Genomic DNA, 24,750 nt, shown 5'->3' on the forward strand with positions numbered 1-24,750 from the left:
ATGTTCTCTGTTTCAACGGAGATGGCCAGGGTGTTTTACACTTAACTCTCATGCGTGAATCGCGCTGACGGCGATGTCAGGTGAACAGGACAGTGCATTTAATGTGGCAACAGGTTTTCAGATTAGCGGCCATAAAGCCGGTTAACAGTTCTATCTTTCAACGGAAAATTGAGGTTCGCGATGTCTGACGACATGAAGAATATCAAAGGTTCGTCAGCTGGCGAACAGGGTACACTCCGCTCCATGCAGGAGGTTGCAATGAACGATCAGGATGCGAGCAAAATGTTGCGTACGTACAACATCGCCTGGTGGGGCAACAACTATTACGACGTTAACGAACTGGGCCACATCAGTGTCTGCCCCGATCCGGATCGTCCGGATGTGCGCGTCGATTTAGCCCGCCTGGTGAAAGAGCGCGAAGCCCAGGGTCAGCGTCTGCCTGCCTTATTCTGCTTCCCGCAGATCCTGCAGCATCGTCTGCGTTCGATTAACGCCGCCTTTAAACGTGCACGTGAATCCTACGGTTACAAGGGCGACTACTTCCTGGTTTACCCGATTAAAGTTAACCAGCATAAACGCGTGATTGAGTCGCTGATCCACTGTGGCGAGCCGCTTGGGCTGGAAGCAGGTTCCAAAGCAGAGCTGATGGCGGTGCTGGCGCACGCCGGACAGACCCGCTCGGTGATCGTCTGTAACGGCTATAAAGACCGTGAATATATTCGTCTGGCGCTGATCGGCGAGAAGATGGGCCACAAGGTCTATCTGGTGCTTGAGAAGATGACAGAAGTACGGTTGGTGCTGGAAGAAGCGGAGCGTCTGAATGTGGTGCCGCGTCTCGGTATCCGTGCGCGTCTGGCTTCACAGGGCTCCGGTAAATGGCAGTCGAGCGGCGGCGAAAAGTCGAAGTTTGGTCTGTCCGCGACCCAGGTGCTGAAGCTGGTTGAGATCATGCGTGAAGCAGGTCGCATCGACAGCCTGCAGCTGCTGCACTTCCATCTGGGTTCGCAGATGTCCAACATCCGCGACATCGCCACCGGTGTGCGCGAGTCGGCGCGCTTCTACGTCGAACTGGCGAAGCTGGGCGTCAACATCAAATGTTTCGACGTCGGCGGCGGTCTGGGCGTCGATTACGAAGGCACACGCTCGCAGTCTGACTGCTCGGTCAACTATGGCCTGAATGAGTACGCTAACAATGTGATCTGGGCGATTGGCGCTGCCTGTGATGAGCACGGTCTGGACCATCCGACGGTGATCACTGAGTCCGGTCGTGCCGTGACCGCGCACCATACGGTGCTGGTCTCCAACATCATCGGTGTGGAGCGTAACGAGTTCAGCGAACCCGAAACGCCGGATGCGGATGCGCCGCGCCCGATCCTCAGCATGTGGGAAACCTGGCAGGAGATGCACGAGCCGGACACCCGTCGTTCGCTGCGTGAATGGCTGCATGACAGCCAGATGGATCTGTCTGATATTCACACAGGCTATGCGTCCGGCACTTACGATCTCAAACAGCGTTCATGGGCTGAGCAGCTCTATCTGAGCATCTGTCACTACATTCAGCAGCATCTTGATCCCAGCAACCGTGCGCACCGTCCGATCATTGACGAACTGCAGGAGCGGATGGCGGATAAGATCTACGTTAACTTCTCGCTGTTCCAGTCAATGCCGGATGCATGGGGTATCGATCAGCTGTTCCCGGTCCTGCCGCTGGAAGGGCTGAACAAGAAACCAGAGCGCCGCGCCGTGTTGCTCGACATCACCTGTGACTCTGATGGCACCATCGATCACTACGTCGATGGCGACGGTATCGCCACCACTATGCCGATGCCGCAATATGATGTTGATAACCCGCCGATGCTGGGCTTCTTTATGGTGGGTGCTTATCAGGAAATCCTGGGCAACATGCACAACCTGTTCGGTGACACCGAGGCGGTGGATGTTTACGCGCGCGAAAATGGCGAAGTAGAAGTGCAGCTTTCTGATGAAGGCGACACCGTGGCTGATATGCTGCGTTACGTGCAGCTGGATCCTAACGAGCTGATGGCGCTGTTCCGCAATCAGGTGCAGGCGTCCGATCTTGACGACGAGCTGCGCGCGCAGTTCCTGGAAGAGTTTGAGAGCGGCCTCTACGGATACACCTATTTGGAAGATGAGTAACCGGCCCCGGCAGCCCGTAATCGCATATTGCAGTTGCCGTTAACTATGTCGATAATCTGAACCACTCAATCCCTTCCTCGTCGGGCCTAACGACGCGGAGGGGATTTTTTTCATCTCAACCTTAATGGCTTGCGGGCCTGGCCCGACTTACGCACATAGAGAGAGCAATTATGTATAACACGCTTGGCAATCAGTACGACAACTCCCTGGTTTCTAACGCCTTTGGCTTCATGCGTTTTCCGCTGAATTTCCAGCCTTACGACAGCGACGCCGAGTGGGTTATCACCGGCGTGCCGTTTGATGCCGCCACTTCTGGTCGTCCGGGCAGCCGCCTCGGTCCGGGCGCAATCCGCCAGATCTCTACTAATCTGGCCTGGGAAGGCTGCCGCTGGCCGTGGGATTTCGATCTGCGTCAGCGTCTGAACGTCGTCGACTGTGGCGATTTGGTTTACGCCTTCGGCGACTCGCAGGATCTCTCAGACAAGTTACAGGCCCATGCTGAAAAACTGCTGGCCAATGGCAAGCGCATGATGACCTTTGGCGGTGACCACTACGTCACGCTGCCCCTGCTGCGCGCTCATGCAAAACACTTCGGCAAGATGGCGCTGGTGCATTTTGATGCCCATACCGACACCTACTCCAACGGCCCGACCTTTGACCACGGCACCATGTTCTTTACCGCGCCGAAAGAAGGCCTGATTGATCCACAGCATTCCGTGCAGATTGGTATCCGTACCGAGTTCGACAAGAGCCTGGGCTTCAACGTGCTGGATGCGGCACAGGTCAATGACCGCAGCGTTGACGATATCCTCGCCGAAGTAAAACGCACCGTCGGCGATCTGCCTGTTTATCTGACCTTCGATATCGACTGTCTGGACCCGGCCCATGCGCCTGGCACCGGCACACCGGTCATTGGCGGCCTGACCACTGATAAAGCGACCAAGCTGATTCGTGGCCTTCAGGGCATGAACATTGTTGGCATGGATCTGGTAGAAGTGGCACCGGGTTACGATCATGCGGATCTGACTGCACTGGCGGCGGCGACGCTGGCGCTGGATATGCTGCATGTTCAGGCTGCGAACAAAGGCTAATTCCGTCTCTGATAAGAGAAGCCTGCCGGGTTTGCCTGGCTGGCATTGCGCCGCTAAGTGAGGCGGCGCAATGCCAACAACTCTGCCCATCCGCTTTTCGCCTTCAGCTTGTCCCCCTTTGATAGCGCACGCACATCAGGCGTAACCGCGCATCAGCAACTAAACTGACGGATATCAATTCTCAACGTGGAGGCAATTATGGGCTTTCTGGATGAACTGGCGGGAGCGCTGCAGGGCAACCAGAGTGACGGGCATCTGCCCGGACAGTTGCAGGCGGTCTGGCACTGGGTACAGGAGCAGGGCGGCATCGAAGTGCTGCTGCAAAAATTCCAGCAGGGCGGGCTGGGTGAGGTATTTGGTTCGTGGATCGGCACCGGGACGAATCAGCCGGTAGAACACAGCGACATCCACACAGCGTTTGGTGAGGCGGAACTGCAGTCACTGGCAGATAAGCTGGGAACCGACGTGAAGGGCGCCGCAGGCACGCTGGCGGTTATTCTGCCGCAGCTGATCGATAAGATGTCACCTCAGGGGCACATGGATGAAGCATCGCTGCACGAGAACAAACTCGATTTAGGTTCGATGGTGGATCAGATATTCAAGCGTTAGGTCAGTGATGTTGACCTGATACGCCTTACAGGCGCATGCACCGTACATGCGCCTGACGTCTCTATTACTTCGCGTCAGCGGCAATACGCTCACGGATGTGCCCGGCGCGCGCTTCAGAAGCAGGGTGCGAGTCAAACATCGAACTCTGACGTCCCTGTTCCAGTTTCGCCAGTTTCTCAAAGCTGGTCACCAGGCCTTCCGGATTGATATTGCGCTTCTTCATCAAATCGTAAGAGTAGTCATCCGCCTGCGATTCCTGCGTCTGTGAGAACTGCGCATTCACCAGTTTTTCACCCATTTCACCCAGCTGCGACTGCGACAGTGAACCAATCACGCCGCCCACGGAGGCCGCTGCCGTGCGGGCTGCGGTCGTGGCATACGCCAGCTGCATTGCCTTGCGCGTATGACCTAACGCCACGTGACCCATCTCATGGCCCAGGACGCCTTCCACTTCATTATCGGTCATCATATCCATCAGGCCGCTGTAAACGCGGATACAGCCGTTTGCCATTGCCCAGGCGTTGACATCTTTGGTCTGATAAACCTTGTAGTTCGCCGGAACGCCGTTGATGTTGTCGCCCAGCGCGGCGGCGATCTTGTTCAGGCGCTGCTGATACTCACTGCCTGCAGGCGCAACCTGATTATCTTTGTCCATCTGCTCACAGGATTTATCACTGAGCTGCTTAACCTGATCGTCGCTCAGGGAATAAGCCTGATACGCCTGCGCGCCCGACTGCATCAGCGCATTATTGTCTAAACCCTGACAGCCGCTGAGCAGCGTTGCCAGCCCAAGCGCTAACACCGTTTTCTGGATTTTCATGCTCTATCCCATTCATAACAAGGTAAGAAAAACAAACACCTGAAACTCACTCAGGTGAATAAACGATTTGGTTATAGCGTGCCAGTCTGCACTTTGCTAGCAGAGTTGGCCGGAAAAGCCATACGAAGCGGTTACATTTAGCGTTTTACAGCATGTACTTTTGCCCCGACTTTCATGTACATTGATGGGCAACTTTTTCCTTGTTTTGCCCACTAACTCATTAATAACAATGGGTTAAGGCGCGAAGCATTAATCCGACCTGGAGTAGAAAATGCCCTCTCGTAAAGAGCTTGCCAACGCCATTCGTGCGTTAAGTATGGATGCAGTACAGAAAGCGAAATCGGGACATCCGGGTGCCCCAATGGGCATGGCGGACATCGCTGAAGTACTCTGGCGCGGCTACCTGAACCACAACCCAACCAACCCGCTGTGGGCCGACCGCGACCGTTTCGTCCTCTCTAACGGCCACGGCTCCATGCTGATCTACAGCCTGCTGCACCTGACCGGCTACGATCTGCCACTGAGTGAACTGGAAAACTTCCGCCAACTGCACTCAAAAACTCCAGGTCATCCGGAATATGGCTACACAGTGGGCGTTGAAACCACTACCGGCCCGCTGGGGCAGGGCATCGCAAACGCAGTCGGCTTCGCCATTGCAGAGCGCACGCTGGCCGCACAGTTCAACCGTCCGGGTCATGACATCGTAGACCACAACACCTATGTCTTCATGGGTGATGGCTGCATGATGGAAGGTATCTCGCACGAAGTCTGCTCGCTGGCGGGTACGCTGAAGCTGGGCAAACTGGTTGCGTTCTATGATGACAACGGCATCTCTATCGACGGTCACATTGATGGCTGGTTCACCGATGACACCGCGAAGCGCTTTGAAGCGTACGGCTGGCACGTGGTGCGCGGCGTTGATGGTCACGATGCGGATGCGATTGCTAAAGCGATCGACGAAGCGAAAAGCGTCAGCGACAAGCCTTCACTGCTGATGTGCAAAACCGTTATCGGCTTTGGTTCACCCAACAAAGCAGGTACGCATGATTCACACGGCGCACCGCTGGGTGATGATGAAGTGGCTCTGACCCGCAAACAGCTGGGCTGGAACCACGCACCATTCGTTATTCCTTCTGACATCTATGCAGAGTGGGACGCGAAAGAAGCGGGACAGGCAAAAGAGTCTGCATGGGATGAGAAATTCGCTGCGTATGCGCAGGCGCATCCTGAACTGGCTGCCGAGTTCAAACGTCGCGTCAGCAACGAACTGCCTGCTAACTGGCAGGAAGAGTCACAGAAGTTCGTTGAGCAGCTGCAGGCGAACCCGGCGAAGATCGCCAGCCGTAAAGCCTCACAGAACGCTATCGAAGCTTTCGGTAAAATTCTGCCGGAATACCTGGGCGGCTCAGCCGACCTGGCACCGAGCAACCTGACTATCTGGTCTGGCTCCAAGCCAATCAACGAAGATGCAGCGGGTAACTACATCCATTACGGCGTGCGCGAGTTCGGTATGACCGCTATCGCTAATGGCCTGGCGCTGCATGGCGGCTTCCTGCCGTACACCGCGACCTTCCTGATGTTCGTTGAATATGCGCGTAATGCAGCGCGTATGGCGGCACTGATGAAGATCCGTCAGATCATGGTCTACACCCACGACTCTATCGGTCTGGGCGAAGATGGCCCGACGCATCAGCCGGTTGAGCAGATGGCGAGCCTGCGTACCACACCAAACATGAGCCTGTGGCGTCCCTGTGACCAAGTTGAATCTGCCGTGGCGTGGAAATATGCCATTGAGCGTAAAGATGGCCCGACGGCACTGATTTTCTCTCGTCAGAACCTGGCGCAGCAGGAACGTGATGCTGCGCAGCTGGCTAACGTGGCACGTGGCGGTTATGTGCTGAAAGATTGCGACGGCACACCTGAGCTGATCCTGATCGCCACCGGTTCAGAAGTTGAACTGGCTGTCGGTGCATGGGACAAACTCACCAGCGAAGGCCGCAAAGTGCGCGTGGTCTCTATGCCGTCAACGGATGCTTTCGACAAGCAGAGCGATGAATACCGCGAATCTGTACTGCCGAAAGCGATCAGCGCGCGCGTCGCTATCGAAGCGGGCATTGCGGATTACTGGTTCAAATATACTGGCCTGAACGGCGCTATCGTGGGTATGACCAGCTTCGGCGAATCTGCACCTGCGGATCAGCTGTTTGAACTGTTTGGCTTCACCGTTGACAACGTGGTCGCGAAAGCGAAGGCGCTGCTGGCGTAAAAACCGCCCGGGCGGGTCTGTTCCCGTCTGGCAGCGAAATAAGAGGGACGAAATTTTCATCCCTCTTATTTATTATTCCTCCAGTAATAACTGACAATGGCTCGAATTTGTGACGCAGATCCAAATTTAAGCAGTCAGATTGATCACAATCATTCCTGTTATTCCTTCCTTCTATTATTGTGGCTGAACCGTTTCAGTTGCCGTGCAGACCGCCCTGATTTCGGACAATGCCGGGTAAGAATCTCCTGTACAAAATGCAGTGAAACGCTCAGGCTAACGGCACGTTTTTTTCAGTCTGACGTGGCAGGAGAGAAATGACGGTACGGGTAGCGATAAATGGTTTTGGCCGGATTGGACGCAACGTCCTGCGCGCGCTCTATGAAACGGGCCGACGCGCAGAGATCACTGTGGTCGCCATTAACGAGCTGGCAGAAGCCACCGGTATGGCACACCTGCTGAAATACGATACCAGCCATGGCCGTTTTGCTTTCGATGTCCGTCAGGAGCGCGATGTGATGTGGGTGGGGGGGGATACCCTGCGTATTTTGCACCGTGCAGACATTACCGATTTGCCCTGGCGTGAACTCGACGTGGATGTGGTGCTGGACTGCACCGGCGTCTATGGCTCGCGGGCTGATGGCGAAGCGCATCTGCAGGCGGGCGCTAAAAAAGTGCTGTTCTCTCATCCCGGTGGCAACGATCTCGACGCCACGGTGGTGTATGGCGTTAACCAGCAGGCACTGACCGCCAGCGACCGCATCGTTTCCAACGCCTCCTGTACGACGAACTGCATTATTCCGGTGATTAAGCTGCTGGATGATGCGTTTGGAATCGAATCCGGTACCGTCACTACGATCCACTCGGCGATGCACGATCAGCAGGTGATCGACGCCTATCACAGCGATCTGCGCCGCACACGCGCAGCCAGTCAGTCGATCATTCCAGTGGATACGCGTCTGGCGGCCGGCATTACCCGTATTTTTCCGAAATTCAACGATCGCTTTGAGGCAATAGCCGTTCGCGTCCCGACGATTAACGTGACGGCCATTGATCTCAGCGTTTCTGTGCATAACGCGGTGACAGCGTGTGATGTTAACACCCTGTTGCGGAGCGCGGCAGAAGGGGCATTTCGTGGTATAGTTGACTATACGGAATTACCGTTAGTCTCAGTAGATTTTAACCATGATCCGCACAGTGCCATTGTGGATGGAACACAAACGCGGGTCAGCGGTCAACACCTTATCAAGACCCTGGTCTGGTGTGACAACGAATGGGGCTTTGCTAACCGAATGCTCGACACGACGTTAGCGATGGCCGCAAGCGGTTTCAGGTAAGACGCGGTTTGCGTCTGGCAAAACTTATGAGAATCAACGAGAGGGTTCACCATGTCTGTAATTAAGATGACCGATCTGGATCTGGCTGGCAAACGCGTTCTGATCCGTGCCGATCTGAACGTACCAGTTAAAGAAGGTAAAGTGACGTCTGATGCACGTATCCGTGCTTCTCTGCCAACCATTGAAGCGGCGTTGAAACAGGGCGCGAAAGTAATGGTTACCTCCCACCTGGGTCGTCCGACCGAAGGTGAGTACAACGAAGAGTTCTCGCTGCTGCCGGTAGTTAACTACCTGAAAGAGAAGCTGAGCGGCACCAATGTGACCCTGGCAAAAGATTACCTCGATGGTGTTGAAGTCGGCGCTGGCGAACTGGTGGTGCTGGAAAACGTTCGCTTTAACAAAGGCGAAAAGAAAGACGACGAAGCGCTGTCTAAAAAATATGCTGCGCTGTGCGACGTATTTGTGATGGACGCCTTTGGTACTGCGCACCGTGCGCAGGCGTCTACCCACGGCGTCGGCAAATTTGCCCCTATCGCCTGTGCTGGCCCGCTGCTCTCTGCGGAACTGGAAGCGCTGGGTAAAGTCATGAGCAACCCGGAGCGTCCGCTGGTGGCTGTCGTTGGCGGTTCTAAAGTCTCTACCAAATTTGACGTGCTGCAGTCTCTGGTCAAAATCGCGGACACCGTGATTGTGGGCGGCGGCATCGCGAACACCTTCGTCGCTATCGACAACAAAGTCGGTAAATCACTCTATGAACCCGACTTCGTTGAAGCAGCCAAAGGCCTGCGCGATCAGCACGGCATCCCGGTTCCGACTGACTCACGCGTCGGCACAGAATTCTCTGAAACTGCGCCAGCGACCGTGAAAAAGGTTTCGGAAGTGGCGGATAACGAAGAGATTATGGACTTCGGTGACGAAACTGCACAGGCAATGGCTGCTATCCTGAAGGATGCTAAAACCATCCTGTGGAACGGCCCGGTGGGCGTATTTGAGTTCCCTAACTTCCGTAAAGGCACCGAGATCTTGGCTAACGCCATTGCAGACAGCGATGCCTTCTCTGTTGCTGGCGGCGGCGATACCTTAGCGGCTATCGACCTGTTCGGCATTGAAGACAAAATTTCCTACATCTCTACCGGCGGCGGCGCGTTCCTTGAGTTCGTGGAAGGCAAAAAACTGCCTGCAGTTGCTATGCTGGAAGAGCGTGCTAAGCAGTAATCCTTTGGGGGCGATGCCCGTGGCATCGCCTGAAGTCTTGCCCGTCTGGGCGTTTAAATCGACGTTCCTCAAGGGGAACAACGGTCACGAAACAGGACACAATCATGTCTAAAATTTTTGATTTCGTAAAACCCGGCGTTGTCACTGGTGATGACGTACAGAAGATCTTCAAAGTTGCGAAAGAGAACAAATTCGCACTGCCAGCCGTAAACTGCGTCGGCACCGACTCTATCAATGCCGCACTGGAAGCCGCTGCGAAAGTTAAAGCGCCAATCATTATCCAGTTCTCTAACGGCGGTGCTGCATTTATCGCGGGTAAAGGCTTCAAGACTGATAAACCACAGGGCGCGGCCATTTTCGGCGCTATCGCGGGTGCACACCATGTTCACCTGATGGCTGAGCAGTATGGTGTGCCGGTTATCCTGCACACTGACCACTGTGCCAAGAAACTGCTGCCATGGATCGACGGTCTGCTGGACGCAGGTGAAGAGTATTTCCAGAAAAACGGTAAACCACTGTTCTCTTCTCATATGATCGATCTGTCAGAAGAGTCTCTGGAAGAGAACATCGAGATCAGCAGCAAATACCTGGCGCGCATGGCGAAACTGGACATGACGCTGGAAATCGAACTGGGCTGCACCGGTGGTGAAGAAGATGGCGTGGATAACAGCCACATGGACGCATCTGCGCTCTACACCCAGCCAGAAGATGTGAACTACGCGTACGAAAAACTGCATGCGATTAGCCCGCGCTTCACCATTGCGGCCTCATTCGGTAATGTGCACGGCGTTTACAAACCAGGTAACGTGAAACTGACCCCAACCATTCTGCGTGATTCGCAGAAATATGTGTGTGAAAAACATGGCCTGCCGCACAACGCGCTGGACTTCGTTTTCCACGGCGGTTCAGGTTCTTCAGCTGCAGAAATTGAAGAGTCTATCAGCTACGGCGTGATCAAGATGAACATCGATACCGACACCCAGTGGGCAACCTGGGACGGCATCCTGCAGTACTACAAAAAGAACGAAGGCTATCTGCAGTCGCAGCTGGGTAACCCGGAAGGCGACGACAAGCCAAACAAAAAATACTACGACCCACGCGTCTGGCTGCGTTCTGCCCAGGCCTCTATGGTCGTGCGTCTGGAGCAGGCTTTCAAAGAGCTGAACGCTGTCGACGTGCTGTAACTGACATACAGTTATCGTACAAAAAAGGCCCGAAAGGGCCTTTTTTTTGACCTTTTTTTGTCAGGTTTGTGTCAAAAGCCATGCAGGTTTGGCACACCGCCATTTATTGTTTACCCTTTTGTCAGGGATTGTCAGAGCGGTTCTGACAATGTGTTGTTATTTCCCCGGGAAATTTGATTACAGGATGGTTCCATGCAGGATACGGGTATGTTTGATGAGCTCAACAACGCGGGTAACTGGATAGTACGCAATCAGGAGCTGCTGATTAGCTATGCGGTAAACATTGTCGCAGCTATTGCGATTATCTTTGTGGGGATGATGATTGCACGCATCATCTCTAACACCGTTAATCGTCTGCTGCGCGCGCGTCATATTGATACGACTGTTGCTGATTTTCTGTCGGCGCTGGTGCGCTACGGTATTATCGCCTTCACGCTTATCGCGGCACTTGGGCGCATTGGTGTCCAGACAACCTCGGTCATCGCCATCCTTGGTGCAGCCGGTCTGGCTGTCGGTCTGGCATTAAAAGACTCCCTGTCAAACCTTGCTGCGGGCGTACTGCTGGTGATTTTCCGTCACTTCCGTGCCGGTGAGTTCGTTGATCTGGGTGGGATCATGGGTACGGTAATGAACGTGCAGATCTTCTCCACCACGCTCAAATCAGCCGACGGCAAGCGAGTGGTGGTGCCTAACGGTAAAATTCTTGCCGGAAACATCGTTAACTTCTCGCGTGAGCCGGTTCGCCGTAATGAATTTATCATTGGCGTCTCTTACGATGCTGATGTTGATGAGGTTCTGACGCTGTTGCGTGAAGTGGTCGACGCTGACAGTCGTGTATTGCAGGATAAAGGCGTGCAGGTTGGTCTGAATGAGCTGGCCGCTTCCTCCATGAACTTTGTGGTGCGCTGCTGGAGCAACAGCGGCGATCTGCAGGACGTCTACTGGGACCTGCTGAAGAACTTTAAGCGTGCGCTGGATGGCAAAGGGATTGGTATTCCTTATCCGCAGATGGATGTGCATCTGCACCGTGTCAGACAGTCAGACGCAACTACGCCAGAGACTCAGCCACAGTAATCTTTCAGTGGGCGGCTTCTGTCGCCCATTCATTTTGCTAATCGCAGATTAATTCTTTCAATTTCCGCTAATCATCCTCTCTCTTTATACTTCTCCTCCTCTAACGATGTGAGGAAATAATCCTGTGTTATCTCTCTATTTTCAGGGGCTTGCCCTTGGCGCCGCGCTGATTCTGCCGCTGGGCCCGCAGAACGCTTTTGTGATGAATCAGGGGGTAAAGCGTCAGTATCATCTGATGACGGCAGCCCTCTGCTCGCTGAGTGATATTCTGCTGATCTGCGGTGGGATCTTTGGCGGCAGCGCCTTGCTGAGCCAGTCTCCACTGCTGCTGATGGTGATCACCTGGGCGGGTGTAGCCTTTCTGTTGTGGTATGGCTGGGGCGCATTGCGTAACGCTTTTCGCGGCGACGCCGATCTGTCGGATGGTGAGCCATTAAAGCAGAGCAGGGGACGCATTATCGCGACGCTGCTGGCAGTGACCTGGCTCAATCCGCACGTCTATCTCGATACCTTTGTGGTGCTGGGCAGTCTTGGCGGTCAGTTGCCGACCACCACCGCGCGTCAGTGGTTTGCGCTGGGCACCATCAGTGCGTCGATCCTGTGGTTCTTTAGTCTGGCGCTGCTGGCCGCCTGGCTGTCACCACGCCTGCGCACCGCCAAAGCCCAGCGCATCATTAACCTGCTGGTGGGCGCGGTGATGTGGTTTATCGCCCTGCAACTGGCGCGCCAGGGCATTGCCGGATTTTGATCCCAACGTCGATCCGGTGCGGTTATTGCCGCGCGGAGGCCGAACTTTTGCCATAATGACCACTCAAAGCATGGCGCATACCGATGCGCTGTTGGGCTTCGCCGGTTGGAAGCCGTCATAGTACCTTTTCAAGGAGGACTTTCATGAAACTGAAAGCATTGGCTCTGGCCGCAATCATGAGCGCCGGGGCATTGCCTGGCGTATACGCTGATGAGTTACCGAACGGACCGCACGTGGTGACCTCAGGCAAGGCAACGGTCGATGCCCGTCCCGATATTGCGACGCTCTCTATCGTGGTGAACGTGTCGTCTAAAGATGCCGCAGATGCGAAAAAGCAGGCGGATAGCCGGGTTGCGCAATATTTCGATTTTCTGCAGAAAAACGGCATTGAGAAGAAAGATATCGATGCAGCTAACCTGAGCACACAGCCTGAGTACGATTACACCAAAGAGGGTAAATCGGTACTGAAAGGCTACCGCGCGGTGCGTCAGGTACAGGTCACCCTGCGTCAGCTGGATAAGCTGAACGATCTGCTGGACGGGGCGCTGAAGTCCGGTCTGAATGAGGTACGCAGCGTCGAGTTAGGCGTGGCAAACCCGGAAAGTTACAAAGAGCAGGCGCGTAAAGCCGCGATTAAAAACGCGACTCAGCAGGCATCACAGCTGGCTGAAGGCTTCAACGCGAAGCTGGGATCCATCTACAGCATTCGTTATCAGGTTGCCAACTATCAGCCGATGCCAATGAACCGCATGTATAAAGCGGCTGCCGCGGCGGATACGTCGGCGCAGGAAACCTATGATCAGCAGAGCATCAACTTTGACGATCAGGTGGATGTGGTGTTTGAGCTCAAGCCCAACACGCCATAATGCAAAACGGGGCTGATGCCCCGTTTTTGTTTTCAGGCTGCCACGTCATCCTGCCGCAGCACCCGATGTCCATGCGCAATCAGCGCATCGGTCACCCGACGCATTAACCGGCTTTCCGGCGCAAACCGATGCCAGTAGAGCATCCGCCGCTGACACAGACCCGGCGTCAAATCGATTAACTCACCGCTTGCCAGCTCACGCTCAATCTGAAGATGTGGGATCATACAGCAGGTCGAACCCTGTCGCGCCATCTGCACAAAAGCTTCAGAGGAGTTCACAATGTGACAGGGCACGCTGCCCGGTGAGAGATCAAAGTTCTGCTGCAGGAAGGCCTGATGCATATCATCAAGATGGTCAAACGCTACCGCAGGCGCTTTCAGCAGGGCAGAGCGGGTGACGCCGTTTGGGAAGAAGCGATCGGCAAAGTCGCGTGACGCCACAAACAGATAGTCGAGCGCACCGAGCTGATCCACCAGGCAACTTGGCAGTGGCTGCGGCTGAATACTCACCGCACCCACCACTTCACCCCGACGCAGACGCTCCTGAGTGCGGGTTTCATCTTCGACCTGCAGATTCAGACGCACAGGTGAATCCGCCAGTACATCTTTCAGTGCGGGCAGCAGCCAGGTCGCCAGACTGTCGGCATTGACCGCCAGCGACAGCAGCAGCGGCGTGGTGCCACTGTTCTCGTCGCCCAGCCACTCCTCTTCCAGCAATTCTACCTGATGCAGCAACGCCAGCAGTTTTTGCCCCTGTTCAGTCGGACGCGGTGGCACGGTACGTACCAGCAGCGGCTGACCAAACAGGTTCTCCAGCTGCTTGATACGCTGTGAAACCGCCGACTGGGTGATACATAACTTTTGTGCGGCACGCTCAAAGCCGCGTTCGCGGATCACTGAATCCAGCGCCTGAAGCGTTCGATAATCCGGGCGTTTCATTCTTCTTCTCTCTCCTTCAGGGTGGACGTCACTATGCCACAAAAGTGTCACCTGTGATGGCTCTCTTATTTTTTGTGGGCTGGCTTCCAAAGCGATAAATCCACGTCGGACAGCCGAGCATTTTCAGCAAGCCTTGTTTTATACTACGCGCACTTCGTTGTCGCACAGGTTTTAAACATACCATGACCCAGGATGAACTGAAAAAAGCCGTTGGCTGGGCTGCACTTGAGTACGTGCAGCCGGGCACCGTTGTTGGCGTAGGCACCGGATCCACCGCTGCCCACTTTATTGATGCGCTGGCCACAGTCAGGCATCAGATTGAAGGTGCTGTCTCCAGCTCGGATGCCTCAACCCAGAAGCTGAAGAGCCTGGGTATTCAGGTGTTTGATCTGAACGAGATTGACCTGCTGTCGGTATACGTTGATGGCGCGGATGAGATCAACCCACAGATGCAGATGATCAAAGGCGGTGGCGCAGCGCTGACGCGCGAAAAGATCGTGGCCGCGGTGGCAGAGACGTTTATCTGCATCGCTGACGCCTCAAAAGAGGTCGATGTGCTGGGGCGTTTCCCTCTGCCGGTCGAAGTGATTCCGATGGCGCGCAGTTACGTGGCGCGTCAGCTGGTGAAAATGGGTGGCTTACCTGAGTATCGTCAGAACGTGGTCACGGATAACGGCAACATTATTCTTGATGTGCATAATCTCCGCATTCTCGATCCGATTGAGCTGGAAAAAACCATCAATGCTTTGCCTGGCGTCGTGACCGTTGGCCTTTTTGCCGCGCGCGGTGCCGATATCGCATTGATCGGCGGTCCTGATGGCGTGAAAACCATCAAAAAATGATCTGTCTGGCGCTGTAAAGGCGCCGGTTATTTCTGCCTGCAAATCATCTTTTCTCGCGTCGGTGAAATTTGGTGACTTATGTCACATAACCGTCATCGACAGTAGGTTCGTTCTCTCTTCATCGCTGACCTCATGATTTTGTCCGGCAATGTGCTGCTGCCAGCCATTGCCATGCTGGCTGGCGGGCAATCGTTTGTATTGCCGGACGCGATTTTTTTGATATTTTGACAGAAGGCTGGCTTATGGTAGTCCTCATTGAATGCTGAATAGGATCGGGAAATGGCAAAGGTATCACTGGAAAAAGATAAGATTAAGTTCCTGCTGGTGGAAGGTGTCCATCAGAGCGCGCTGGAAAACCTGCGGGCTGCAGGCTATACCAACATCGAATTCCACAAGGGCGCACTGGACTCCGACGCGTTAAAAGCATCGATCCGCGATGCGCACTTCATTGGTATCCGTTCCCGCTCCCAGCTCACTGAAGAGATTTTTGCGGCGGCTGAAAAGCTGGTCGCCGTGGGCTGTTTCTGTATCGGCACCAACCAGGTTGATCTGCAGGCGGCTGCCCGCCGGGGTATCCCGGTGTTCAATGCGCCTTTCTCGAATACCCGCTCGGTGGCGGAGCTGGTCATTGGTGAGATGCTGCTGATGCTGCGTGGCATCCCGGAAGCAAACGCGAAAGCACACCGTGGCATCTGGAATAAGATTGCCAAAGGCTCATTTGAAGCGCGTGGCAAAAAGCTGGGCATCATCGGTTACGGTCATATCGGTATGCAGCTGGGCGTGCTGGCAGAAAGTCTGGGCATGCATGTTTTCTTCTACGACATTGAAAACAAGCTGCCGCTGGGTAATGCCACGCAGGTACGCCATCTTGCAGACCTGCTCAACATGAGCGACGTTGTCAGCCTGCACGTGCCGGAAACGGCCTCTACACAGGATATGATCGGTGCAGAGCAACTGGCGCAGATGAAACCCGGTGCGCTGCTGATTAACGCCTCACGCGGTACAGTCGTGGATATTCCCGCGCTGTGTGATGCCCTGGCCAGCAAGCATGTGGGTGGTGCAGCCATCGACGTCTTCCCGACCGAGCCAGCCACCAACAGCGAGCCGTTTATCTCTCCATTGAGTGAGTTCGACAATGTGATCCTGACGCCGCACATTGGCGGATCGACAGAAGAAGCGCAGGAGAATATCGGGATTGAAGTGGCGGGCAAGCTGGCAAAATATTCCGATAACGGCTCGACTCTCTCAGCGGTCAACTTCCCGGAAGTATCACTGCCGATTCACGGTATCAGCGCCAGTCGTCTGCTGCATATCCATGAGAACCGTCCTGGCGTGCTGACGGCCATCAACCAGATTTTTGCCGAGCAGGGTATCAACATCGCCGCCCAGTATCTGCAAACTTCACCGTTCATGGGCTATGTGGTGATCGACATTGATGCAGAGCCGGAAGTGGCCGAGAACGCGCTGCAGCTGATGAAGGCGATTCCGGGTACTATCCGCGCGCGTCTGCTCTACTAAGCGCTACCAACCTGAACAGGCGCTTAGTCGCGTCTCTTCAGGTAGGTAATACAGGCTGTCGCGATTTACTGTAAGATCGAGACTGCGAAGAGAACACGGTCAGATCGGAAAGACGCAAAATCCGCCATCCCTGGCATGCCCGGCCCGCGCGATTAGGCACCTCATCCCTGAGGTGCGCCCGTAAACGGGCCAACGCTTTGCGTTGTTCAAAAACGCTCCCGGCGTTTTTGTCCCTTGCGCGGGACGCTTTCCTCTTCTGACCATGTTCCCTGCGCGTTAAGCTTTTCCATTGCTGCCAGATGCGCCCAGGTATGGGTTTTCACTTGTCTGCAAAAGCGACGCATCTACTCCCACTGCCAGAGTTTTGATGGCGTCATTACCGCCGGCAAAGGCACATCCCATTCTGCCACCGGCAGGCTATCGACCTGCTGACAATCGTGTGCCAGGCCCACCGGCAAAAAACCGTGCTGCCGCCAGTTCTGCAGGGTACGATCGTAGAAGCCGCCGCCCATCCCCAGACGCTGTCCATGCTGATCAAATGCCACCAGCGGCACCATCATCAGATCCAGTTGGTCAAGGGTGATCAACTGCCGGATATCCAGCGGCGGTTCAGGAATGCGCAGCTTATTTTTGAGCAATGGGGTATCGGGCGAGTAGCGCAGAAACAACAAATTACCGGGGGAGAAGGGGTGTAAAACCGGCAGACAGACCGTTTTCTTCAGATGCCAGAGGCGGGCAATCAGCGGACGGGTATTCAGTTCGCCATCCACCGACAGAAAAAGGGCGATATTGCGCGCTTCAGTCACCGGGGCGTAGTTGAGCGCATGTTCAGCGAGCTGCTCAGCGGCCTGCGTTTGCTGCTCATCGGTGAGTGCCCGTCGCAGATGTCGCACATGCTGGCGAATCGCCTGACGCTGGGTCATTGAAGGTTCAGACATGGAAGGTTCAGACATGGAAGGTTCAGACATGATTTCCCCGCCGGATAAGTCGCTGTTGAGCGACTATAACATGTCAGTCAGGGGAAAAAGCAGGACTACAGGAAGAGAGATCTCCGAGATGCCGCCGTAGGCTGTAACCCTTGAACCCTTGGTTCAAGGTGAACATGCCGTCATAACCATCAGGCTTCTCGGACGAACCGAGCATGCACACAGGTTACGAGCGTCACATTCTGTTTTTTCGAAATATCGGCTCAGGGGACTGGCCCACATGCAAACATCTCAGAGAAGATTTACCTCACCGTTACTTAAGTATAGCAACCATGAAGTTTTATTCGAATTTCGCACCCTCACGCTCAGAGATGCGACCCTGCTCAACTAATGCCTGTTCAATCGTCTGCTGCAACATACGGATACGTTGTTCCATATTAGCAGCATAATCGCGCGTTTTCACTTTCTCTTGCGCCAGCTCGTGGCAGACGTTTAACGCTGCGATGAACACCAGTTGTTCTGTATTGGTGACTCTAGTGCGAACTTTTAGATCTTGCAACCGTTGATTGAGATCTTCAGCCGCGCTATTGAGCGCATCTTGCTGCTCTGGCGGACAATTTACTCTCAACGAACGACCAAAAATTTGTAAATCTACCGGTTGTGCAGACATGCCACCTTCCTGACTGATTACTTCGCTCGCAACTCCCTTAGCAGTCAATGGCTTGGGAGGCGGGCAACTATATAGACCCACGAAATAAGATACAACCCCTTTTCTGGAAACCTTGAGGCAGCTAGTGGTAGCATAACACGAACTTATTCTGCCAACGACGATGAAAACTTATGTCCTTACAGAACGCAACCCCCGATTACAACGCGCTCGCGGCGGTGCTCTCACAGCAGGGTGTTGGAATGACGCCCGCGGAAATGCATGGCCTGTTGAGCGGGATCCTCTGCGGTGGTAACCAGGACACCAGTTGGAAGACGCTGGTACACGATCTGGCTAACGAAGGCATGGCGTTTTCACACACTCTTGCCGTGCCGCTGGCGGAGCTACACGAGCATACGGCGACTACGCTGGAAGATGAAGGCTTCCTGTTTCAGCTACTGCTGCCTGCTGACGACGACATCACCGTATTTGACCGTGCCGACGCGCTGGCGGGCTGGGTTAACCATTTTCTGCTCGGCCTGGGCGTAACACAGCCTAAACTGGATAAGGTCACCGGCGAAACCGGCGAAGCAATCGACGATCTGCGTACTATCGCCCAGCTCGGTTACGAAGAAGATGAAGACCAGGAGGAGCTGGAGCAGTCGCTGGAAGAGGTGATTGAGTATGTACGTGTCGCCGCACTGCTGTGCCACGATACGTTTACCCGTCCACAGCCTACTGCGCCAGAAGTGCAAAAACCGACGCTACACTAATTTCAGGTCAACGCGTTTAACCGGTCAGTTTACAGGGAGTGCAGAGATGATTTCACTGGAACGATACCTGCAGCGTCGTCAGGCGCTGCTGGCAAAGATGGCGCCTGGCAGCGCAGCGCTGATTTTTGCTGCGCCCGAAGTGACGCGCAGTAATGACACGGAATATCCGTTTCGTCAGAGCAGCGACTTCAGCTATTTCACCGGCTTTAACGAGCCGCAGGCACTGCTGGTACTGATCAAAAGCGATGAAAATCACAACCACAGCGTGCTGTTTAACCGCGTTCGCGACCCGGCAGCGGAAGTCTGGTCTGGCCGTCGGCTGGGCCAGGAGGCGGCTCCCGAAAAACTGGGCGTCGATCGTGCCCTCCCCTGGAGCGATATCGGCGAACAGCTGCACCTGCTGCTGAATGGCCTTGACGTCATTTATCATGCGCAGGGCGAATATGCCCATGCGGATACGCTGGTGTTCAGCGCGCTGGACAAGCTGCGTCGCGGTTTCCGCCAGAATCTCAGCGCGCCTGCCACCGTCACTGACTGGCGTCCGTGGGTGCATGAGATGCGTCTGTTTAAAGATGCGGATGAAATTGAGTTGTTACGTCGCGCCGGGATAATCAGCGCACTGGCGCATACCCGTGCCATGCAAACCTGCCAGCCAGGCATGTTCGAGTATCAGCTGGAAGGGGAAATTCTTCACGAGTTTACCCGTCACGGCGCGCGTTTTCCCTCCTATAACACCATTGTGGGTGCTGGTGAGAACGGCTGCATTCTGCACTACACCGAAAATGAAAGTGAAATGCGCGACGGCGATCTGGTGCTGATCGATGCAGGCTGTGAATTCTACGGCTACGCTGGCGATATCACCCGCACCTTCCCGGTTAATGGCAAATTCAGCCCGGCGCAGCGCGCGATTTATGACATCGTACTGGCTTCGCTGAACCGATCGCTTGAGCTGTTCCGGCCCGGCATCAGCATTCGTGAAGTGAATGATGAAGTGGTGCGCATTATGGTGACGGGCCTGGTTGATCTGGGCATCCTTGAAGGCGACGTTGATACCCTGATCGCTGAAGAAGCACATCGCCAGTTTTACATGCATGGCCTGGGGCACTGGCTGGGGCTGGATGTTCATGATGTCGGTCACTATGGTACCCCGAGCCGCGACCGCGTATTGGAGCCGGGCATGGTGTTAACCATTGAGCCGGGCCTTTATATCGCCCCGGATGCGGATGTGCCCGCACAGTATCGCGGCATCGGTATCCGAATCGAAGATGACATTGTGATCACTGAAGATGGTATTGAAAATCTTACCGACAGCGTCGTGAAAGAGGCGGATGAGATTGAAGCACTGATGGCGGCGGCAAAACAGGCATGACGATTCTGATTGCCGGCGGCGGCATGACCGGGGCGACACTGGCGCTGGCGCTCTCCCATCTCACTCAGGGTACCCTGCCGGTGACGCTGATTGAAAGCAGTGAGCCGGGCAGTCGGGCGCACCCCGGTTTCGATGGCCGCGCGATTGCGCTCTCTGCCGGCACCTGCCAGCAGCTGGCGGACATCAATCTGTGGCAGCGCATCGCCAGCTGTGCCACCCCGATTACCGACATCCATGTCTCCGACCGCGGGCACGCTGGCTTTGTGTCGCTGGCAGCGGCGGATTACGCTATTCCGGCGCTGGGACAGGTGGTTGAACTGTTTGACGTCGGTCAGCGGCTGTTTGCGGAACTGAAAAAAGCGCCAGGCGTGACGCTGCGCTGTCCGGCGCGCGTTGCGCATGCCCAACGCAGCGAGCAGCAGGTGGAGGTGACGCTGGACAGTGGCGAGCAACTCAGTGGCAAACTGCTGGTGGCGGCGGATGGCACGCGCTCTGCGCTGGCCGCCTCGTGCGGTATCCAGTGGCAACGGGACGACTATCAACAACTCGCCGTGATTGCCAATGTCACCACTGCGCTGCCTCATCAGGGCCGGGCATTCGAGCGTTTCACCCAACATGGCCCGCTGGCGCTGCTGCCGATGTCCGGCAACCGTCTGTCGCTGGTCTGGTGTCATCCGCTGTCGCAGCGTGAACAGATTGAGGCGTGGAGCGAGGCTGAATTTCTCAGCCAGTTGCAGCGTGCCTTTGGCTGGCGCCTGGGCAAATTCACCCACACCGGTCAGCGTGAATATTACCCGCTGGCGCTGCACCGGGCGATGTCGCCCGTGACGCATCGCGTGGCGGTGGTGGGCAATGCGGCGCAGACGTTGCATCCGATTGCTGGTCAGGGCTTCAATCTTGGCCTGCGTGATGTGATGTCGCTGGCTGAAACCCTGGCCGCCGCCCATCGCCAGCAGCAGGACCCCGGCAGTTATGCAGTGCTTAACCATTACCAGCAGCGTCGTCAGCCCGATCGCGCCGCGACTATCGGTATTACCGACGGGCTGGTTCGCGTCTTTGCGAATCGCTATGGCCCGATGGTAGCCGGTCGCAACCTGGGCCTGCTGGCGATGGATCATCTGCCGTGGCTACGAAATCAACTGGCTAAGCGTACGCTTGGCTGGGTTAAGCGTTAATAAAGAGGCTCAGATGCAAACTTTTGATGTGGTGATTGCCGGTGGCGGTATGGTGGGACTGGCGGTGGCCTGCGGCTTGCAGGGCAGCGGACTGCGCATCGCCGTCCTGGAAAAATCACCGGAGCCACCGCTGGCGATGAGTGCATCACCGTCCATTCGCGTGTCGGCGATCAACGCCGCCAGTGAACGGCTGTTGCAGAAGCTGGATGTCTGGTCGACCATTCTCTCGCTGCGTGCCAGCGCTTATCACGGCATGGAAGTGTGGGATAAGGATAGTTTCGGTGCCATCGCCTTTGATGATCAGCACCAGGGCCTGTCGCATCTGGGCCATATCATCGAAAACCCGGTGATCCATAACGCGCTCTGGCAACGCGCCAGTGCCTGCAGTGACGTAACGCTGATGGCACCCTCGCAGTTACAGCAGGTGGCATTTGGCGACAACGAAGCCTTTATTACCCTGCAGGATGGCAGCATGTTAAGCGCGCGATTAATGATTGCCGCCGACGGTGCCAATTCCTGGCTGCGTAATAAAGCCGATATTCCGCTGACCTTCTGGGATTACGATCACCATGCATTAGTGGCTAACGTCCGCACTGAGAAGCCGCATGACATGGTGGCGCGCCAGGTGTTCCACGGCGACGGCATTCTGGCTTTCCTGCCAATGCAGGATCCGCATCTGAGCTCTATCGTCTGGTCCCTCTCGCCGCAGGAAGCGAGTCGTCTGGAAACTATGCCGGAAGCGCTATTCAATCAGCAGCTCTCGGTGGCGTTTGATATGCGCCTCGGCCTGTGCCAGCTGGAGAGCGAGCGTAAGTCGTTTCCGCTGGTGGCACGCTATGCCCGCAACTTTGCGGCACACCGTCTGGCACTGGTGGGCGATGCGGCCCACACCATTCATCCACTGGCGGGTCAGGGCGTTAACCTTGGCTTTATGGATGCCGCCGAATTGATTGGTGAGATTCGGCGTCTGCATCAGCAGGGCAAAGATATTGGTCAGCACCTCTATCTGCGTCGCTACGAGCGCAGCCGTAAACACAGTGCCGCCATGATGCTGGCAGGAATGCAGGGCTTCCGTGAGATGTTCGCTGGTAATAATCCGGCGAAGAAACTGCTGCGCGACGTGGGTCTGAAGCTGGCGGATCGCCTGCCAGGGGTAAAACCGATGATGCTGAAGCAGGCGATGGGCCTGAATGATTTGCCCGCCTGGCTACGCTAAATCCACGCCTCCTGATAAGCCAGCATCTGCTGGCTTTTTTTATATCTGAACCCCTCTGCACCACCAAAAGGCAACGCTGCACCATCAGGGATCTTCGTTTGATTTATTCTAATTTTGCGGCTGAATTCGCATTACTTTTTCTCATTCATCTCCTGGCGAGCTGCGGGATTTTTTTAACATCCTGAATGCCATCTCGCATAAATTTGCTGCGTATATTTATAATCACTGAATTTATTGCGCGATTAATCACAAAATTGCAGTTTTTTATCCTGTTGGTGGTCGTTCCTGGTTAGGCTGTGCATCTGCTTTCGACCCCAGTTTGCTTATGGTTAATCGTCAGATTCGGTGGTAACGTCAGCCCTAAGAGAACGTTTGCGTCGGCACTGAATTCCGGCGCACTTTTGCACTCAACCGCTTCTGCACAGGATGGTTATGACTCAGCAAACACCTCTGTTTGAACAGCATCAGGCCTGCGGTGCCCGCATGGTGGATTTTCATGGCTGGATGATGCCGCTGCACTATGGCTCCCAGATGGATGAACATCATCTGGTGCGCAGCGATGCCGGTATGTTTGATGTCTCTCACATGACCATTGTTGACCTGACAGGTCAGCGGACCCGCGAATTCCTGCGCTACCTGCTGGCAAATGATGTGGCAAAACTGACGCAGCCGGGTAAAGCGCTCTACACCGGCATGCTGAATGCATCGGGTGGCGTCATTGATGATTTGATTGTTTACTTTATGAGCGAAACGTTCTTCAGACTGGTGGTGAACTCTGCCACCCGTGAGAAGGACCTCGCCTGGATCATCCAACACGCAGAGGGCTATGGCATTACGCTTACCGAACGTGATGACCTGGCGCTGATTGCCGTGCAGGGGCCGCAGGCGCAGCAGAAAGCACAGACGCTGTTCAGCGAAGAACAGCGTCAGGCTGTCGCTGGCATGAAGCCGTTTTTCGGCGTGCAGTCAGGTGACCTGTTTATCGCCACGACCGGTTATACCGGCGAAGCGGGCTATGAGATTGCTATGCCTGCAGAGGAGGCGGCCGATTTCTGGCAGCGTCTGCTGGCCGCAGGCGTAAAACCTGCTGGCCTTGGCGCGCGCGACACGCTGCGTCTGGAGGCGGGTATGAATCTTTATGGTCAGGAGATGGATGAAGGCGTTTCACCGCTGGCCGCCAACATGGGATGGACCATCTGCTGGGAACCCGCTGACCGCGATTTTATCGGCCGGGAAGCGCTGGAACTGCAGCGTGAACGCGGCACCGAAAAGCTGGTGGGACTGATCCTCACAGAAAAAGGGGTGCTGCGTAACGGCCTGCCGGTGCGTTTCACCGATGACCAGGGGCAGTTGCAGGAAGGGATCATTACCAGTGGTTCTTTCTCACCAACGCTGGGTTGCAGCATCGCCCTTGCGCGTGTTCCGGCCTCTATCGGCAGCACTGCCATCGTTGAGATCCGTAACCGTCAGATGCCGGTTCAGGTTACCCGTCCCGTTTTTGTCCGCGCCGGTAAGCCGGTCGCCCAGTAAATTTTATTCAGGAGAAATGGCCAATGAGCAATGTGCCGAATACGTTGAAGTACCGCGACAGCCACGAATGGGTGCGCAAAGAAGCCGATGGCAGTTACACCGTGGGAATTACGGAACATGCGCAGGAGTTACTGGGCGACATGGTGTTTGTCGATCTGCCGGAAGTGGGCGCGACGTTTGCCGCTGGTGAAGAGTGCGCGGTCGCAGAATCCGTTAAAGCGGCTTCAGATATCTATGCGCCGATCAGCGGTGAGATTGTGGCGGTCAACGAAGCACTGACTGACTCACCGGAGCAGGTCAACAGCGAGCCTTATGACGGCGGCTGGTTATTCAAAATCAAAGCCAGCGACGCGTCTGAAATCGACACGCTGCTGGATGCGGATGCTTACAAAGCCTCCATCGACGAGTAGTCGTCAGGCGGCCTCACACAGAGGCCGCAGATTTCTGTTTGCT

22 protein-coding genes and 1 other RNA gene are annotated in these 24,750 nt (G+C 55.3%); 18 read left to right on the forward strand and 5 right to left on the reverse strand.

Features of this window, described 5'->3' with window-relative positions; genetic code table 11:
* Positions 1 to 180 precede the first annotated feature (180 nt).
* From speA to K6R05_RS03660, 3 genes are all read left to right on the forward strand, one after another.
* Positions 181 to 2,157, forward strand: a complete 1,977-nt coding sequence (gene speA, locus K6R05_RS03650; RefSeq protein WP_161732632.1) for a biosynthetic arginine decarboxylase — start codon at positions 181 to 183, stop codon at positions 2,155 to 2,157.
* 170 nt (positions 2,158 to 2,327) lie between these two features.
* Positions 2,328 to 3,248 carry an agmatinase gene (gene speB / locus K6R05_RS03655; protein ID WP_161732630.1) on the forward strand — a complete coding sequence of 307 codons (921 nt, stop codon included), beginning with the start codon at positions 2,328 to 2,330 and terminating at the stop codon, positions 3,246 to 3,248.
* A 198-nt stretch (positions 3,249 to 3,446) separates the two neighbouring features.
* Positions 3,447 to 3,857, forward strand: coding sequence for a YidB family protein (locus tag K6R05_RS03660; protein WP_161732628.1), 411 nt, complete (start codon positions 3,447 to 3,449; stop codon positions 3,855 to 3,857).
* Positions 3,858 to 3,921: 64 nt separating this feature from the next.
* Here K6R05_RS03660 and loiP read toward each other — a convergent pair whose 3' ends face one another.
* On the reverse strand, positions 3,922 to 4,677 hold the full coding sequence (gene loiP, locus K6R05_RS03665; protein ID WP_161732626.1) for a metalloprotease LoiP: 756 nt from the start codon (positions 4,675 to 4,677) through the stop codon (positions 3,922 to 3,924).
* A 271-nt stretch (positions 4,678 to 4,948) separates the two neighbouring features.
* Here loiP and tkt point away from each other — a divergent pair, with 271 nt between their 5' ends.
* The 7 genes from tkt (at position 4,949) to K6R05_RS03700 (ending at position 13,364) form a co-directional block, all read left to right on the forward strand.
* Complete coding sequence (gene tkt / locus K6R05_RS03670; protein ID WP_222925008.1) at positions 4,949 to 6,943, forward strand: transketolase; 1,995 nt, start codon at positions 4,949 to 4,951, stop codon at positions 6,941 to 6,943.
* A 314-nt stretch (positions 6,944 to 7,257) separates the two neighbouring features.
* Positions 7,258 to 8,277, forward strand: a complete 1,020-nt coding sequence (epd, locus tag K6R05_RS03675; protein WP_161732622.1) for an erythrose-4-phosphate dehydrogenase — start codon at positions 7,258 to 7,260, stop codon at positions 8,275 to 8,277.
* Between the two features lie 51 nt (positions 8,278 to 8,328).
* Positions 8,329 to 9,492 carry a phosphoglycerate kinase gene (gene pgk / locus K6R05_RS03680; protein ID WP_222925009.1) on the forward strand — a complete coding sequence of 388 codons (1,164 nt, stop codon included), beginning with the start codon at positions 8,329 to 8,331 and terminating at the stop codon, positions 9,490 to 9,492.
* A 104-nt stretch (positions 9,493 to 9,596) separates the two neighbouring features.
* On the forward strand, positions 9,597 to 10,676 hold the full coding sequence (gene fbaA / locus K6R05_RS03685; RefSeq protein ID WP_013358958.1) for a class II fructose-bisphosphate aldolase: 1,080 nt from the start codon (positions 9,597 to 9,599) through the stop codon (positions 10,674 to 10,676).
* 192 nt (positions 10,677 to 10,868) lie between these two features.
* The gene (gene mscS, locus K6R05_RS03690) at positions 10,869 to 11,750 is read left to right on the forward strand and encodes a small-conductance mechanosensitive channel MscS (protein ID WP_161732618.1); all 882 of its coding nucleotides are present in this window, start codon (positions 10,869 to 10,871) and stop codon (positions 11,748 to 11,750) included.
* Positions 11,751 to 11,874: 124 nt separating this feature from the next.
* Entirely contained in the window at positions 11,875 to 12,498 is a 624-nt protein-coding gene (argO, locus tag K6R05_RS03695; protein ID WP_222925010.1) for an arginine exporter ArgO, read from the forward strand.
* 143 nt (positions 12,499 to 12,641) lie between these two features.
* Positions 12,642 to 13,364 carry an oxidative stress defense protein gene (locus tag K6R05_RS03700; protein WP_150014177.1) on the forward strand — a complete coding sequence of 241 codons (723 nt, stop codon included), beginning with the start codon at positions 12,642 to 12,644 and terminating at the stop codon, positions 13,362 to 13,364.
* A gap of 32 nt (positions 13,365 to 13,396) precedes the next feature.
* On the opposite strand, the gene K6R05_RS03705 is transcribed toward K6R05_RS03700, so the two are convergent.
* A complete protein-coding gene (locus K6R05_RS03705; RefSeq protein ID WP_010248822.1) occupies positions 13,397 to 14,302 on the reverse strand; it encodes a LysR family transcriptional regulator ArgP in 906 nt (301 codons plus the stop codon).
* 182 nt (positions 14,303 to 14,484) lie between these two features.
* Here K6R05_RS03705 and rpiA point away from each other — a divergent pair, with 182 nt between their 5' ends.
* Together rpiA and serA are read left to right on the forward strand one after the other, a co-directional pair.
* Entirely contained in the window at positions 14,485 to 15,144 is a 660-nt protein-coding gene (gene rpiA, locus K6R05_RS03710; protein WP_010248819.1) for a ribose-5-phosphate isomerase RpiA, read from the forward strand.
* Positions 15,145 to 15,423: 279 nt separating this feature from the next.
* Complete coding sequence (gene serA / locus K6R05_RS03715; protein ID WP_161732614.1) at positions 15,424 to 16,662, forward strand: phosphoglycerate dehydrogenase; 1,239 nt, start codon at positions 15,424 to 15,426, stop codon at positions 16,660 to 16,662.
* A 344-nt stretch (positions 16,663 to 17,006) separates the two neighbouring features.
* Here the strand turns inward: serA and K6R05_RS03720 are convergent, their stop codons facing one another.
* From K6R05_RS03720 to zapA, 3 genes are all read right to left on the reverse strand, one after another.
* Positions 17,007 to 17,600: a 5-formyltetrahydrofolate cyclo-ligase gene (locus K6R05_RS03720; RefSeq protein ID WP_039389205.1), complete on the reverse strand. Its 594-nt coding sequence runs from the start codon at positions 17,598 to 17,600 to the stop codon at positions 17,007 to 17,009.
* Positions 17,601 to 17,706: 106 nt separating this feature from the next.
* A non-coding RNA gene (gene ssrS / locus K6R05_RS03725) (6S RNA) lies at positions 17,707 to 17,889 on the reverse strand.
* 39 nt (positions 17,890 to 17,928) lie between these two features.
* Entirely contained in the window at positions 17,929 to 18,258 is a 330-nt protein-coding gene (gene zapA, locus K6R05_RS03730) for a cell division protein ZapA (protein WP_008925677.1), read from the reverse strand.
* Positions 18,259 to 18,428: 170 nt separating this feature from the next.
* On the opposite strand from zapA, the gene K6R05_RS03735 reads away from it, so the two are divergent.
* From K6R05_RS03735 to gcvH, 6 genes are all read left to right on the forward strand, one after another.
* Positions 18,429 to 19,007 (forward strand): YecA/YgfB family protein, encoded by a 579-nt coding sequence (locus tag K6R05_RS03735; RefSeq protein WP_022623836.1) that lies wholly within the window; start codon positions 18,429 to 18,431, stop codon positions 19,005 to 19,007.
* 46 nt (positions 19,008 to 19,053) lie between these two features.
* Positions 19,054 to 20,376: a Xaa-Pro aminopeptidase gene (pepP, locus tag K6R05_RS03740; RefSeq protein WP_161732612.1), complete on the forward strand. Its 1,323-nt coding sequence runs from the start codon at positions 19,054 to 19,056 to the stop codon at positions 20,374 to 20,376.
* Positions 20,373 to 21,551, forward strand: a complete 1,179-nt coding sequence (gene ubiH, locus K6R05_RS03745; protein ID WP_222925011.1) for a 2-octaprenyl-6-methoxyphenyl hydroxylase — start codon at positions 20,373 to 20,375, stop codon at positions 21,549 to 21,551. The genes pepP and ubiH overlap by 4 nt, the downstream gene beginning before the upstream one ends.
* A 13-nt stretch (positions 21,552 to 21,564) precedes the next feature.
* The gene (gene ubiI, locus K6R05_RS03750) at positions 21,565 to 22,767 is read left to right on the forward strand and encodes an FAD-dependent 2-octaprenylphenol hydroxylase (RefSeq protein ID WP_161732608.1); all 1,203 of its coding nucleotides are present in this window, start codon (positions 21,565 to 21,567) and stop codon (positions 22,765 to 22,767) included.
* 432 nt (positions 22,768 to 23,199) lie between these two features.
* Positions 23,200 to 24,297 carry a glycine cleavage system aminomethyltransferase GcvT gene (gene gcvT / locus K6R05_RS03755; RefSeq protein WP_222925012.1) on the forward strand — a complete coding sequence of 366 codons (1,098 nt, stop codon included), beginning with the start codon at positions 23,200 to 23,202 and terminating at the stop codon, positions 24,295 to 24,297.
* A gap of 23 nt (positions 24,298 to 24,320) precedes the next feature.
* Entirely contained in the window at positions 24,321 to 24,707 is a 387-nt protein-coding gene (gene gcvH / locus K6R05_RS03760; protein WP_033733675.1) for a glycine cleavage system protein GcvH, read from the forward strand.
* The last annotated feature ends 43 nt before the right edge of the window (positions 24,708 to 24,750 follow it).

The sequence above is a fragment of the Pantoea alfalfae genome (assembly GCF_019880205.1).
Lineage (GTDB): Bacteria > Pseudomonadota > Gammaproteobacteria > Enterobacterales > Enterobacteriaceae > Pantoea > Pantoea alfalfae.